Source organism: Microbacterium sp. 22215 (genome assembly GCF_052045655.1).
Taxonomy (GTDB): domain Bacteria; phylum Actinomycetota; class Actinomycetes; order Actinomycetales; family Microbacteriaceae; genus Microbacterium; species Microbacterium phyllosphaerae.
The window spans coordinates 80601-95018 of record NZ_JBQEPC010000013.1; the positions used below are offsets into that span (position 1 = coordinate 80601).

10 protein-coding genes are annotated in these 14418 nt (G+C 67.7%); 3 read left to right on the forward strand and 7 right to left on the reverse strand.

Annotated elements, in window-relative coordinates; translation table 11 throughout:
* Nucleotides 1–36 precede the first annotated feature (36 nt).
* The 7 genes from ACTJKH_RS17215 to ACTJKH_RS17245 form a co-directional block, all read right to left on the reverse strand.
* A complete protein-coding gene (locus ACTJKH_RS17215) occupies nt 37–4749 on the reverse strand; it encodes a PKD domain-containing protein (protein ID WP_440737921.1) in 4713 nt (1570 codons plus the stop codon).
* Between the two features lie 64 nt (nt 4750–4813).
* A complete protein-coding gene (locus ACTJKH_RS17220) occupies nt 4814–5431 on the reverse strand; it encodes a DUF4352 domain-containing protein (protein WP_440737922.1) in 618 nt (205 codons plus the stop codon).
* A gap of 189 nt (nt 5432–5620) precedes the next feature.
* Entirely contained in the window at nt 5621–6760 is a 1140-nt protein-coding gene (locus tag ACTJKH_RS17225; protein ID WP_440737923.1) for a glycosyltransferase family 4 protein, read from the reverse strand.
* Nucleotide 6761: 1 nt separating this feature from the next.
* On the reverse strand, nt 6762–7649 hold the full coding sequence (locus tag ACTJKH_RS17230) for a hypothetical protein (protein WP_245340730.1): 888 nt from the start codon (nt 7647–7649) through the stop codon (nt 6762–6764).
* A gap of 2 nt (nt 7650–7651) precedes the next feature.
* Nucleotides 7652–8767, reverse strand: a complete 1116-nt coding sequence (locus ACTJKH_RS17235) for a Gfo/Idh/MocA family protein (RefSeq protein ID WP_440737924.1) — start codon at nt 8765–8767, stop codon at nt 7652–7654.
* Nucleotides 8764–9912 (reverse strand): DUF1972 domain-containing protein, encoded by a 1149-nt coding sequence (locus ACTJKH_RS17240; RefSeq protein WP_440737925.1) that lies wholly within the window; start codon nt 9910–9912, stop codon nt 8764–8766. The genes ACTJKH_RS17235 and ACTJKH_RS17240 overlap by 4 nt, the downstream gene beginning before the upstream one ends.
* Before the next feature lie 98 nt (nt 9913–10010).
* Entirely contained in the window at nt 10011–11543 is a 1533-nt protein-coding gene (locus ACTJKH_RS17245) for a sugar transferase (RefSeq protein WP_210096952.1), read from the reverse strand.
* Nucleotides 11544–11894: 351 nt separating this feature from the next.
* Between ACTJKH_RS17245 and ACTJKH_RS17250 the strand changes: the two genes are divergently transcribed.
* The 3 genes from ACTJKH_RS17250 to ACTJKH_RS17260 all read left to right on the forward strand — a co-directional run bounded on the left by ACTJKH_RS17250 (nt 11895) and on the right by ACTJKH_RS17260 (nt 14393).
* On the forward strand, nt 11895–13025 hold the full coding sequence (locus ACTJKH_RS17250; protein ID WP_440737928.1) for a low temperature requirement protein A: 1131 nt from the start codon (nt 11895–11897) through the stop codon (nt 13023–13025).
* Between the two features lie 102 nt (nt 13026–13127).
* Nucleotides 13128–14108, forward strand: a complete 981-nt coding sequence (locus ACTJKH_RS17255) for an intradiol ring-cleavage dioxygenase (RefSeq protein WP_440737926.1) — start codon at nt 13128–13130, stop codon at nt 14106–14108.
* Between the two features lie 24 nt (nt 14109–14132).
* The gene (locus ACTJKH_RS17260) at nt 14133–14393 is read left to right on the forward strand and encodes a twin-arginine translocase TatA/TatE family subunit (protein WP_440737927.1); all 261 of its coding nucleotides are present in this window, start codon (nt 14133–14135) and stop codon (nt 14391–14393) included.
* Nucleotides 14394–14418 lie beyond the last annotated feature (25 nt).

Here is a 14418-nt window from a genome sequence, read left to right on the forward strand (position 1 = left end):
GGTGGTGAACGCCTCGGCCCTTCGTGTCACTGATGACTACTGCGCGGGTCCCGCCCAGAAGTCGTCGTAGGTGTAGACGACCGGGACGGCGGTCGCGCTGGACGACAGGTAGCTGTTCACGCCGACGTAGCCGGGAACCTGCAGCGAAGCCGTGGCGTCGGTCGTCGTGAGGGTCCACGCCGTCGGCTCCGTGGTGGCGGTGCGCCAGACCTTCGCCTTGAGGGTGGTCGGGTTGGTGCCCGTCACCTGGAACCTGACGCTCAGCTGGTCGGCGCTCGTGATCGTCAGACCGGGGACGGTCGTCGACGAGATGACCGTCTCGGCCCCGGCGATCGTCTTCGTCAGCCAGAGAGACACGACGCCGTTCGACGCCACGCGGAACTTCGCGCGGTAGTCGTTGGCGTTGTCGATCTGTCGTCCGAGAGCGGAGAAGTAATACCCGCCGCCGGTGGACGGCTGGTTGAACGCCACGGAGAACCGCTCCTCGGTGTTCGTCGACGGCGTCGAGCCGGCGAGCGAGGCCGAGTAGTTGTTCCCCGCCGACAGGGTGACGGTTCCGCCGGTGCCGTTGACGGCGAACTTGCTCAGTGCCGTCGCGCTGCTCGGGAACATGGTCCACGCGCCGCCGGTGGTGGTCGCGGTGCCCCAGCCGTTGGTGCCTGTCCGGGTGAAGGCATCCTGCGCCCACACCTGCGGTGCCGCGACGGTGACCGACTTGGTCGTGGTGGCTGTCGCCCCTCGATCGTCCGTCACGGTCAGGGTCACGGTGTACGTGCCCCCGGCTGCGTACGTGTGAGACGACGTCGCTCCCGAAGCGGTGCCGCCGTCGCCGAAGTCCCAGGCGTATGCGGCGACGGTGCCGTCCGCATCCGCGGAACCCGAGCCGTCGACAGCCACAGCGAGGTTCGCCACCGAGGTGGTGAAGGCCGCCGAGGGCGCCTGGTTCTGCGCCACCGTGACGTCATGCGTCACGGTCGCGGTGCCACCCCGGTTGTCCGTCACCGTGAGCTTCACGGTGTAGGTGCCGGCGCTCGCGTAGGTGTGAGACGCCGTCGCACCGGATCCGGTGCCGCCGTCGCCGAAGTCCCAGGCGTACGACCCGATGGTCCCGTCAGGGTCCGTCGACGTCGAGGCATCCAGGGTCACAGCGAGCAGGTTCGACGAGGTCGTGAACGCCGCCGTCGGATCCTGGTTCGGCGCCAGCGTCGTCGTGACGACCCGCGTCTTGGTGGCGGTGGTGCCGTTGTCGTCCTTCACCGTGAGGGTCACGGTGAAGTCGCCCGCCGTCGCGTACGTGTGGGTCGTGGTGGCGCCGGTGCCCGTCGTACCGTCACCGAAGTCCCACGCGTACGACGCGATGGTGCCGTCGGAGTCGGACGATGCCGATCCGTCGAGCGCGACGTCGAGGTGATCCGTCGTGGCGCTGATCGCCGCGGTCGGAGCCTGGTTCGGGGCGACCGTCACCGACCGGGTGAGGGTGTTGACGAGCGAGGTGCTGTCCGTCACCTTCAGCGTGATCGTGTAGGTGCCGCCGGCGGCGTAGACGTGCGATGCCGTCGCCCCCGTCGTGACCGTTCCGTCACCGAAGTTCCACGCGTAGGCGAGCGGCCCTCCGTCGGCGTCGGTCGAGGTGCTCGCATCGACGTCGATCTTCAGCTTGTCGGTCACCGAGGTGAACGCCGCCACCGGTGCGCGTCCCGGCACGGTGCGGCCGCTCGCTGCGAAGTGATCGCGAACCCGCTGCTCCGAGAGCACCGAGGGGTACACGGCGACCTCGTCGAGCGTTCCGGCGATGTAGTTGCTGGACGTGCTGCCCCAGGTCTTGTCCGCACCGATGCGCCAGTACCCGCGGTAGTTCTCCGAGCCTGCCATCGAGTTGCTGCCGACGAGCTGGGTGTCGAGCCACAGCTTCATCCCGTCGGCGCCCTGAGTGGCGACCACATGGTGCCACTGGCCGTCGTTGTAGGCGGTGGGGGTGATCAGCGTGGTCTGCGGCTGACCGCTTCCGAACTGCACCTTCCCGTCGTTCTGCATGATGACGTGGCGATCGTACTGAGTGCTGAGCCCGCTGGTGGCGTTGCCGAATCCGATCAGCGTGCCGCCCCGGGTGGTCGTCGTCTTGAACCACAGCTCGGCGCTGTAGGTGGTCGGCGCCGTCCAGGGCTCCTGTGCGACCACGAGCGCGGTCGAGCCGTTGAAGGTGGTCGCGGTTCCGGTGCCGATCGCGGACGTCTGCCCGCGGGTCACGGTTCCGGCGAGGTTGCCCGTCGTCCCTCCGGCGGCGGAGTCGACGATCGTGCCGGCCGCCGTCTCGTTGAGGCGCCAGTACAGGTCCGGCTTGTCCGTCGACACCGCGGCGCCGTAGACGTCGGTCGGAGCGGCGGTCCACGCGGCCGAGCGACCGCTCGCGAGGAAATGCGACTGGATGTCAGCCGGAGTCAGCGCGGACGGGTACACCGCCACATCGTCGATCGTGCCTGCGAGACCGGCGTTGGTCGGCTTGTTGGTGAAGCCGTTCGTCTGGTCTGCGCCGATGCGCCAGTAGCCGTCGTAGATCTTCGGCGAGGTGCGTGCCTGATCGCGGTCCACGCGCTTGCCGTCGACGAAGAGCTGCATTCCCTCGGAGCCGACGGTGCCGACGATGTGGTGCCAGTTGCCGTCGTTCACCGCGGTGCGGCTGTAGATCGTGCGGTAGGAGCCGTCGTTGATCGCGAAGTTCGCCCGTCCGGAGTTGTCGAGATACAGCACCCGGTCGGTGAGGCCGGACGTCGACGTGCCCGTGGCGGAGTCGCCGAAGCCGACGATGCGTCCGCCCTTCGTGTTGGTGGTCTTCACCCACGCCTCGACCGTCGCGGCGGACGTCGACTTGGTGACATCCTGCGTCGTCATCTTGGGCGTGCTGCCGCCCGCCGAGGTGATCGCCGCGTTCGAATCGTTGAGCAGCGCGCCGCTCGATCCCAGCGTCAGGCTCGTGGCCGTACCGGGTGCGTTCCCCACGTCGTCGTACAGTCGGGTGCCGGTCGTCTCGTCGAGGCGCCAGGCGTGGCTGGCACCGCTCGCCCGCACCGCTGCGCGGTACGTGGCCGTCGGCGTGCTCGACACGGTCACATAGGGCGACCAGGCGCTCCACTGCACGTTGCCGTCGGCATCCTTGGCCCTGACCTGGTAGCGCACCTGCGCTCCCGGTGTCTGGCCGCTGTCGGTGATGCTCAGGCTCGGCAGATTCCAGAATCGACCGTCAGTGCGGGTGAAGGTCGCGATCTTGACGGAGGGGCTGCGGAACACGTCGTATGTGATCGTGGCGTTGTCGCGATCCCAGACGCTGGTGAACGGGACCCTCACCACTCCGGACTCGTTCGAGTACGGCGCGGGGGTGAGGCCGGCGTTGTAGACCGGGGCGACGGCGTGCGGCGAGACGTTCGTCTTGCCGAACCGGACCAGGCCCTGCTGCGCCACGTTGTTCACCTTCGGGAACTCTCCGCCGAGCACGACGTAGTTCGCGTTACCGGTGACCGACCATGCGGCCTGACGCGCGCTCGTGTACGTGCCGAACTCGAGGTCGGGGTACCAGTTGAGCTGCTCCGTGTAGGGCAGACCGGTGAAGTCCCACCCGTAGGCGTCCTTCTTGGTGATCACACCGGTGGGCGTGGTGCTCTCGGCGATCGCCTTCGTCCACCGCGCGCGCGGGTTCGTGTCGCCGAAGGCGCCCACCACGCTGCAGTCGTGCTTGTGCGAGACGGAATAGAGCACGCCGCCCTGCGGGAAGCTCGCATAGGTGTCGCCGAGGCAGTCGTTGAGCCAGTTGATCTGGCCCGTGTACGGGTCGGCTGCAAAGGTGCCTTCGAACGATGCTCCTGCACCGAACGCGTACCCCGTGCCGTAGACCTGGGTGCCGTCGGTGCTGAGGCTCGAGATCGCGCCGTTGAGCCCGGCGGTCTTGATCCTGTCGGTGGCGGCCCAGGGGAGTGCCGCCCCGGTCGCGGTGTCGAGGGAGGCCATGCCGTAGGCGGGCGCTCCGTTGAGAGTGGTGAACGAGCCGCCGATGATGACGCGCGAGGAGTCGGGCGACATCAGCATGTCCCACACGAATCCGTCGCCGGCCGCAGCCGGAGCCCACGACGTGATCGTCTTGGACGTGGTGTTCCAGGCCGCCAGCTCGCTGCGCGGCTGACCGCCGCTGGAGCGGAAGTTGCCGCCCACGTAGACGGTGTCGCCGGCGAAGGCGAAGCCTCTGACCTGACCGTCCGTACGGGGCGCCCAGTCGAGCATCGTGCCGGTGGCGACGTCGAAGGCTGCGACGTGCGCGCGGGCCTGACCGTCGACGGCGGTGAAGTCGCCACCGAAGTACACGGTCTTGCCGTCGGGCGTGACCCGCACGACGAGGCCCTGGGCGTCGAAGGAGTGGCTGAAGTTCGGAACCGGGTTGCCCGTGGTGATGTCGAATGCGAACACGTTGTTCGCGTCGATCTCGCCCGGGCCGCCGACGGCGACCCCCGGCGGTCGTGCCTTCGTGAAGCTGCCGGTGACGTACACCGTGTTCCCGGCGACGACCTGACTCCACACGACGCCGTTGATCTGCCAAGTGGGCAGGACATCGGCGGTGACGGTGTCGGGCTGTCCGGGTGTGTCGGCGGACGCGGACTCTGCGGGCAGAGCGATGAACGCGATCGCGGCGACGGCCGTCGCGGCGGTGGCGATCGCGGCGATCACGCGGCGGAGACGGTCTGCTCCGCGGGCGGTGCGTGTCATGGAGGTTCCTCGTGTCGAGAAGCGGTCGGAATCAGTGGTCGCGGACGGACTCAGCGTGGACATGTCAGTCGAGCCCTCCGTGGAAGACGGCGGATGTATGGTCGCCGTCGAAGTCGACGACCACGGTGACCTCGTCACGCGCATCCTCGGGGATGGCGAAGGCGTAGGTCGCAGTGGCGCTCTTGCCCGCGGCCACCGTGCCGGCGAAGTCGGTGACCTTCGCTTCGGCGGCGTAGACGCGCACGGCGGTCGCGCCCTTCGCGTCGAGCACGGTGAGCACAGACGTGCCGAGGTCGATCGAGTCGGAGGAGCCGTTGTCGATCGTGATCGTCAGTCGGGCGTATTCGCGGCCCGGGAAGCTCCCCGGCCCCTGCGACGTCTCCTTGCCGGACGACACGTCGTCGATGCTGACGCTGACGCCGTCGCCGTAGGACACGGCGTCCGAGGTGTCGGCTGCATCCGCCGTCACCGTCGGTGCATCGGAGTGCCCCGCGCGCTCGATCTTCGCGACGGGCTCGTCGGGCGCGGTCGCTCCCGAGTTCGCCGACGGAGCCGAGCCCGCGGTCGGATCAGGAGCGGGCGTCGCCGACGATGAGCTCGTCGGATTCACTTCGCTCGCCGGCTCCCCGGTGCCGCTGCAGGCGACCAGACTCACGCAGAGCGCGAGGGCCGCGATGGACATGCTTGTACGCGCAATCACCATGATTGTCGATTCCCCAGATTCCCCAATCAGGGTTTGCCGATGTCGACCCGTTCAGAACGAGTCGATCGGCTTGCGTCATCCCCAAATGACGCTATCCCCAGTGAGCGCGATCCTATCATGTCCACCGGATGGGGGACAAGAGTCCTGTGGACAGATTCTGCTGGACCTTCAGCGGCGAAGCGCGGCGAGGACCCCGTCGGCGTATCGCTCGCTCGAGAAGGCCTCGGCGACAGTCGCCGAATCCGACACGGCGAGTGCCGCCTGAGCGGGCCAGTCGTCGATCTTGGCGGCGATGGCCGCCGCGAGTGCGGAGGCGTCGCCGGGTGCGACGAGCGTCGCGCTCTGCGAGTGGCTCACCGCTTCGGGCAGACCGCCGACCTCGCTCACCACTGCAGGACGCGCGGCGAGAGCGGCCTCGACGGCGGTGTTGCCGAACGTCTCGTCGACCAGCGAGGTGATCACGGCGATGTCGCTGCGGGCGAGGTCGTCCCACACCGACGACTTGAACCCGAGGAAGGACACCCGATCCTCGAGTGCGCAGCGCGAGACCTGCGCGTGAAGCTCGGCGAGGTAGGCCTCGTTGCCGGGGAAGACCGCGCCGACGACATCGAGGCGAACGTCGCGACCCTCGCGGACGAGGACGTCGAGCGCATCGATCGCCACGTGCACGCCCTTGCGGTGCGACAGGCGACCGACATAGAGCAGGCGCGTCGGGGCCGTGAGCGTGTCGCGCGGTGTCTCGATCGCATCCGCGCCCGGCACCGCGTTGTGCACCACGACGGTCCTGTCGGCCACCCGCGGGGCCGAGGTCGCCAGCACCCGTCGTGTGAAGTCGCTGTTCGCGATCACGCGATTCGTGAAGACGAGGGGCAGGTAGAGGGCGCGACGCACGATGCCGGCGACCGAACCCTCGCCCTCGTGCACGTGACACACGGTCAGGCGTCGGCTGATGCGCCCGAGAAGGATCCACAGCGGGGGAGTGATGGTGTTCACGATCACCGCGCCGGGGTCGACCCGTCGGATGAGTCTGAGGCCGGGGCCGACCGAGCGGATCGACGTCACGACCAACTCGACGAGTCCCCGCGCGTTCAGCAGTCCCTTGCGGACGATCGGGGTCGCGCACTCGACCACCTCCGCGCCCGCATCCTCGAGCAGCGGCACGAGGGGGCCGGTGTGCGGCACGGTCACGACGACTCGTCGGCCGGCCCCCACGAGGCCGCGCACTGTCTCGAGCACCATCCGATCCGACCCGTAGAGGTCGGCCCCGGGGTTGGCGATCAGAACGACGTTCGGGTCACCCGTCGGCATGTCAGCGCTGCGGCCAGTACTCGTCCACGAGGCTCACCGTGGAGGCGATGTTCGCACGGCTCGACGCGCCGAAGACGATCGACTCGAGGTTGGGAAGACTCGTCACCCACTCGATGGCCTCACGCGGCGGGATGGCCCCGCTCGCGTACACCGACATGGCGACAGCGCGGAACGGACGCTTGTCCATCGCGTCGCGGTAGGCGTCGACACCACCCGACATCCGGAATCCGAGCTTGTTGATGTTCGAGCACACGATCGGGTTCTCGACTCCCGCCTTGTCGAGGTCGTCGAGCAGCCGGGGCAGGTTCATCGTGATGAAGCCGGGCTCGGCGTTGTAGCGCTTGCGCACGTGGTCGGCGAAGATGCGGAACGCATCGGTGAAGCCGAGCCCCGACAGCAGGTCGACGACGACGTTCTGCAACCAGATGACAGGCGTCGACAGGCCGTCGAACATCTTCATCTCGGCGTCGATGAGCAGTGTGGTGACGCCCTCGATGTCCTTGCGGGCGAGCGACGAGGTGCCTCGAGCGATGCTGTCGAGCAGGCCCTCCTCCGGGAGGAACTTGCGGATGGCTCCGAGGAAGCCGTCTTCGGTCACGGCGTTCGCGTACTTGTGCGCGTACGGCATGCACGGGAAGAACGTCATGTCCGAGTAGCGATCCGGGTGGGCTCGGACGTGGTCGGTGACCTCGGCGATGCGATCGTGGGTGGTGCACATGAACGTGTGCACGCCCTCGTCGTACGCCGCGTCGAGAACGCTCATGATCGCTTCGGTGTCCTGGAAGCGCATCTGCTGCGCGCGTGCCTTCTCTTCGGACATGTGGTTGACGCCGAAGAACTGGTTGTCACCGAACAGCAGCCGGTCCATGGTGCGAGTGGATGTCGTCATGGTCATTTCCCTCCACGCAGAGCGCTCAGCGCTGCCGCGATACGCCCCTTCGGTGCCGTCTGCACGGCGAGATCGGATGCTGCCTCCGCGGTGAGTCGCGAGTCCTCGCGCACCGCATCCTCGCTGATCATCGAGATCACCCTGTCGGTGACCGCGGCCGACGCGAAGTCGTTCGTTCCGGCGGATGCGCCGGCCTGGGCGCGCTGCACGAAGGAGTCCAGCTGTGCGCTGTACTCCTCGCCGCGCAGGTAGAACCAGGGCGCCTCGGTGAGATCCGTCGTGTAGCGGACGTTCCAGCCGACGCGGTAGCCCTCGGGAATCGTGGCGGTGTCGCGCAGGTACACGTGGATCTCCTGACGGTCGGCGTAGATCCGGCCGTCGGTGCCCCACAGGGTGATCTTGGTCGTCATCTTGCGCTGCGACTCGTCCGACCAGTTCGAGATGATCTGAGCGGTGCCGTCGGGGTAGTGCAGGGTGCTCGCCACGGCGTCATCGATCTGCGCCGAGAAGATGCTGGTCAGCTGGCTGCCGCTGACCGACTCCGGCGTGCCGAGGTACCAGGTGAGGAGGTTGAGCGGGTGGGCCGCGTAGTCGTAGAGGCAGCCTCCGCCGGTGGCGCGCTCGCTGCGCCAGGTGCGACCGGCCGGCTTGAGCACGACGGGGCCGTATGCCTCCGCGAGAGCGGTGTTGACCGTGCCGATCGCATCGAGGTCGAGCAGGCGCTTGACCTCGAGGAAGGCCCCGACGAAGCGGTTGTGGTAGCCGACCTGGGTGACGAGACCCTTCTGCTCGGCCAGCGCCGTGAGCTCGATGCTGTCGGCCGGGTCGATCACGAGGGGCTTCTCGCAGAACACATGGATGCCGCGCTGCAGCGCGTTGCGGATCATCCCCGCGTGCAGGTGCGTCGGCGTCGCGATGATGATCGCCTGCGGGCGGGCCTCATCGAGCATCTTGTCGAGGTCCTTGTAGGTGGTGACCCCGGTGTACTTCGCCAGGATGTCGAGCAGGTACCCCGTGGCGTCGCACACCCCCACGAGGTTGACGTCGGGGTGCGCCTTGATCATCGACAGATGAGAGAGCCCCATCTTCCCGAGTCCGACCACTGCGACATCGATCATGCGTTTACCCCTGTCTGCTGCTGTGCGTGCCCTCGCCGCGCGAGCGCGGTGCGGAGGGCCTGTTCGTACTCGGCGCCGATCTTGGCCCACGTGAACTCCGCGCGGAACCGTTCGCGGCTGGCGGCGCCCATGCGCTGCCTCCTGCCATCATCGGAGAGCACATCGTCGAGCAGACCGGCGAGATCGTCGGCTCCGGTGAAGTAGGCGTTGTCGGGTCCTGCGACCCAGGTGTTGTACGGGTTGTCATGGGCGATCACGGCGTTGCCCGCGCCCATCGCCTCGACGAGCGACGGGTTGGTGCCGCCGACCGTGTGCCCGTGCAGGTAGAGGGCGGAGTGGAACCGGAGCGACTGGATGCGCTCGGGCTCGAAGATCGACCCGGGGAACAGCACCTCATCGGATGCCGCGGCGCGCACCGCCACGTGATACGGGTCGTCGTCGCCGTAGGGACCGACGACCACCAGCGGCATGCCGCGTTCGGCAGCCGACCATGCCTGGACGATCTCGAGCACCGAGTTCTCGGGGATCGGGCGGCAGACGATCATCGCGTAGTCGTCGGGTGTCAGCCCGAGCTCTTCGACCGGTCCCGTCGGGGCATCGAGCACCTCGGGTGCGCCGTAGGTGATGGTCTGCACGCGCCGCTTGCCGAAATGCCGGCGCAGGTACGTGGCGATCACGGGGTGATCGGCGATCAGCACGTCGCCGACCAGCCCGGCGAGGCGTTCGTTCGCCAGCAGGATGCCCTGCTTGACGACGCCCCAGCGCTTGCGGGTCCACTCCATGCCGTCCATGTTGATGACGTTCGGGATCCGGCGGAGCCGCGGGACGATGTCGAACACGCCGGTGTTGTAGCCGAACGTGAGCCACACGTCTCCGTCCACGTGCTCGCGCATCGCGTGACGGATCGAGGTCAGGTCGAACGCCGACGTGCCCTTCCAGCCTTCGCGAGGCTCGTGCACGAGCACGCGCTGAAGGCCGTTCCAGTCGTCGACGGTCGTCGGCCCCTCCCCGGGGATCTGACAGTAGACGATGACGTTCCAGCCCTGATCGCGCAGGTACAGACCGACATGCTCAGCGGCTGTCTCGAAGCCGCCGTACGCGGCCGGAACACCATGGGTGCCAAGGATCCGGACGGTTGATGGCACGTTGATTTCCCCCTCATTTCGGATGCTCCCGCATCCATCTCACTGCATCACGGTCCTGCATCCGCCTCCCCGGCGGACCGAACCACAGCGTTCTGTGACTAGTATGCCCCGCTGGGCTGCACCATGACCTTGGCAGTTCGCCACATGATCTGCAGGTCGTTCATCACGGACCAGTTCTCGACGTACCGCAGGTCGAGGCGGACGCTCTCATCCCACGAGAGGTCGCTGCGACCGGAGACCTGCCAGAGACCGGTGATGCCGGGCTTGATGTACAGGCGACGGAAGACCGTGCCGTCGTACGCCGTGACCTCGGAGGGCAGCGGCGGGCGCGGGCCGACGACACTCATGTCGCCGATCAGGACGTTCCAGAACTGCGGCAGCTCGTCGAGCGAGAGCTTGCGCAGGATCCGTCCCACCCGGGTGACGCGGGGGTCGTCCTTCATCTTGAACAGCAGACCTGCTCCCTGATTCTGCTCCTTGAGCGCGGCGAGCTGCTGCTCGGCGTCGGTCTTCATCGAGCGGAACTTCATGATCTTGAAGGTGCGGCCGTCGCGGCCCACGCGCTCCTGCGAGAAGAAGAGCGGCCCCGGAGAGTCGAGCTTGACGAGCAGTGCGAGGATCGGCGTGATCAGGGCGATCGGGATGAGCGCGACCGATGCGACGGCGATGTCGAGTGCGCGCTTGAGCACGTGCTGGCCGCCCTCGTACGAGGGGATCTGCACCTGGATCAGCGGCAGACCCTCGACCGGCGCGAAGGAGATGCGAGGGCCGGCGACATCGGTGAGGCGGCTGGAGAGCACGAGCTCCGCGGCGGTGCCCTCGAGCTGCCAGCTCAGGTGCTTCACGAAGTCGGGGTCGCCGTCAGGGCGGCTCGCGACGATGATCGTGTCTGCGCCCAGCTCGGCGGCGACGGTGGAGACGGAGTTGACGTTGCCCAGGACGGGGAAGTGCGCGCCGCCTGCCTCGACATCGCGGGCGTTGCCGTCGAGGAGCGTCGCGCCGACCACCTGGTAGCCGGAAGCGCCGATCGGGTGCAGAGTGCGGATGACGTACTCGACGTCGTCTCTGTTGCCGACGACGAGCGTGCGCGAGGCGAAACGCCCGCGCGCACGCTGCGCCGTCAGCCAGTGCCGCCACGCCCAACGCGTGACGAGCAGTGTGAGAACACCGAGCGGCAGGCCGACGAGCAGCACCAGCTGCATCGTCTGCCACCCGAGCAGCACGCTGAGCATGGCGATGATCCCGAACGCCAGGCCGCTGGCGTGAGCCACTCCGCGGTACTCGGTGGCACTGGCACGGAACAGCGCTGCATCACGGGTGTGCAGGGCGCTGAGCATCAGATACCAGAGCGTGGCCAGCAGAATTCCGTTACGCAGGGCCTCTTCCCCTGCGATACCGGTCATCACCTGGACCGCTGCTGTGATTCCGACTGCGAACAGGATGACCCCAGCATCCGTGATGCGCAGTCGCATCCGATAACGCCGCTCCCACTGACGGCGTCGCTCCAGCGTTGCGGACACGCGCGGTGTGACCACCGTATGCGTGACCGACTTGGCGGCTCGCGGTGCGGCGATCGGCGTGAAGACCGAACCCGTGCGAGTGATGCTCAACGCATCCTCGACGGAAGTCATGCCGAGGCCTCGTGAGCCGTGAATGTACGCAGAATTCCCCAGTGCGCCATGATTTCCCCAGATTTCCCCAGACCACGGACCCCACGTCCATGGCATCGTCTGCATCCCGACCCCTCGGGTCCTGCTGCGTTTCGTGATCCCACATCACGAGTCGCGGTCACCGTCCCACACGGTGGTGCTGGCAGCAGGCACTGCAGACTTCGTTCACTCTAGCGGAACCGAACGTTCAGGGGAAGATAATTCACGCGAGTGGACGAACCGATATTCCGATACACACGCTGGGCCCCCCGATCACGCCGATATTCTGACCGCGTGACCACCACCGCACCACCGCGCTTCCGCCTGGCTCGCATGCTGCCGAGAGACCCCGCGCAGCCGCACCGCACGGCCAGCACGCTCGAGCTCTTCTTCGACCTGGTCTTCGTCGTCGCGGTGAGCATCGCCTCGGCGCAGCTGCACCATGCCCTGAGTCACGGCGAGTTCGTGCACGGCATCACCTCCTACGCGATGGTCTTCTTCGCCCTGTGGTGGGCCTGGATGAACTTCACCTGGTTCGCCACCTCGTTCGACACCGACGACTGGCTGTACCGCGTCACCACGATCGTGCAGATGGGTGGTGTCCTCGTCTTCGCCTCCGGCATCCCCGCGGCGTTCGAGCGCGGTGACTTCACGGTGCCGGTTCTCGGCTACATCGTGATGCGCGTCGCGATGGTCGCTCAGTGGCTCCGCGCGTCACGTGGAGCGGGGGAGCTGCGCCCCGCGACCCGTCGCTACGCCTTCGGGATCGCCGCTGTGCAGGTGCTGTGGGTGCTGTTCCTGTTCATCCCCTCGGGGCCTGCGCAGCTCGTCGCCTTCGTGGTCTTCGCGCTGATCGAGGTCAGTGTCCCGGTGTTCGCCGAGTACCGGAAGCAGACGCCGTGGCATCCGCACCACATCACCGAGAGATATGGGCTCTTCACGCTGATCGTCCTGGGCGAGAGCCTCCTCGCCTCGGCGAACGCGATCATCGACGCCGGTCATGAGCTGGAGTCGTTCGTACCGCTCATCTCGATCTCGGTGCTCACCCTCGTCGTGACCGCCTCCCTGTGGTGGATCTACTTCTGGCCGCCGCACCACCGGGCGATCACCACGTTCGGCCGCTCGCTCCGCTACGGCTACACCCATTACGTGGTGTTCGCGGCGGCGGCGGCGTTCTCGGCCGGCATCGAGGTCGAGCTCGACGTCCTCACCGGTGAGAGCCACCTCTCGAACGCGGTCGCGTCGTACACGGTCACGATCCCGATCGCGATCTTCCTGCTCGGGATCTGGTGGATCGCGATCCGCGAGAACGCCGACCGCGTCGTGAACACCGTCATCCCGATCGGTGCCGCCGTGGTGCTCCTCGACCCGATCCTGCCGATCCCGGTGGCCGTCACCGCGCTCGTCCTGGCCGCGATCGTGGCCGTCCTGGTCCTGCATCCCCCGGTGGACAAGAGGTCATAGATTTCGCATGGGCGAGGCATAGCTCGCTGATCGGCTCCTCCGTGACCATGGGTACATCGACACCACCGTCGACACCCCGCACGCATCGAGAGGAGCACGATCATGAGCCGCATCCCCGAACCCGTCCAGACCCCTGAGGGCCCCACCTACGAAGGTCGTCTGCTCGACCGCGCAGATGAGGAGGTCGTCGATCAGGGTGCAGCCTTCGACATCCGCACCCTGGTGACCCGACGAGGAGTGCTGGGTCTCGCAGGGCTCGGCGTCGGCGCGGTCGTCCTGGCGGCCTGCGCGCCGGCCGCGACGGGCACGTCGAGCACCGGCAGCACCGAACCGACCGCGACGACGGACACCGGCAGCTCGACCGGCACGGCGACGGCTGCGGGGGAGATACCCGACGAGACCGCGGGCCCCTACCCGGGAGACGGATCCAACGGCCCCGACGTGCTCGAGGAGTCGGGCATCGTGCGTCAGGACATCACCACGTCGATCGACGGCGCGGCCACTGCCGACGGCATCCCGCTCACGTTCGAGTTCGAGGTGCTCGACATGGCGAACGGAGGCGTTCCGTTCGAGGGCGTGGCCGTCTATGCCTGGCACTGCACCGCCCAGGGCGAGTACTCCATGTACTCCTCCGGCCTGGAGGACGTCACGTACCTGCGCGGAGTGCAGGTGGCGGATGCCGACGGCAAGGTCTCGTTCTCGTCGGTCTTCCCCGGGTGCTACTCGGGTCGGTGGCCGCACATCCACTTCGAGGTGTACCCCGATGTCGACTCGATCACCGATTCGGCGAACGCGATCGCCACCTCGCAGATGGCGCTCTCCGAAGACGCCTGCTCGGCGGTGTACGCGGATTCGCGCTATGACGGCTCGTCGCAGAACCTGTCGCAGACGAGCCTCTCCGCAGACAACGTCTTCGGCGACGACTCCGCGGCCCTGCAGCTGCCCACCATCACGGGCGACGTGACCGGCGGCTACACGGCCACCCTCGTGGTCGGCGTCGACACGACGACCACTCCCACCGCAGGCTCCGCCCCCTCGGGAGGCGACGGCGGCCCCGGCGGCGGCCAGGCGCCGTCGAACTGACGCTCTCACGAAAGGAGAGAAGACATGCTTCAGAACCTCACAGGGTGGCACGCCCTGATCATCCTCGCGATCGTCGTCCTCATCTTCGGCGCCGCCAAGCTCCCCGCCCTCGCCAAGAGCGTGGGGCAGTCCATGCGCATCCTCAAGACCGAGGTGTCCGGGCCCGCGGCCGACACCGCACCCGAAACCGCGCCGCGGCCGGTGACGCCACGGGACGCCCGTGCATACGTCGACGCCGTCGCCGCGGACGACCTCGCCCGTCGCGTCGCGCGCGCCGCGGAGTAGACGGTGGCCGCGCTCGCAGCTGGCG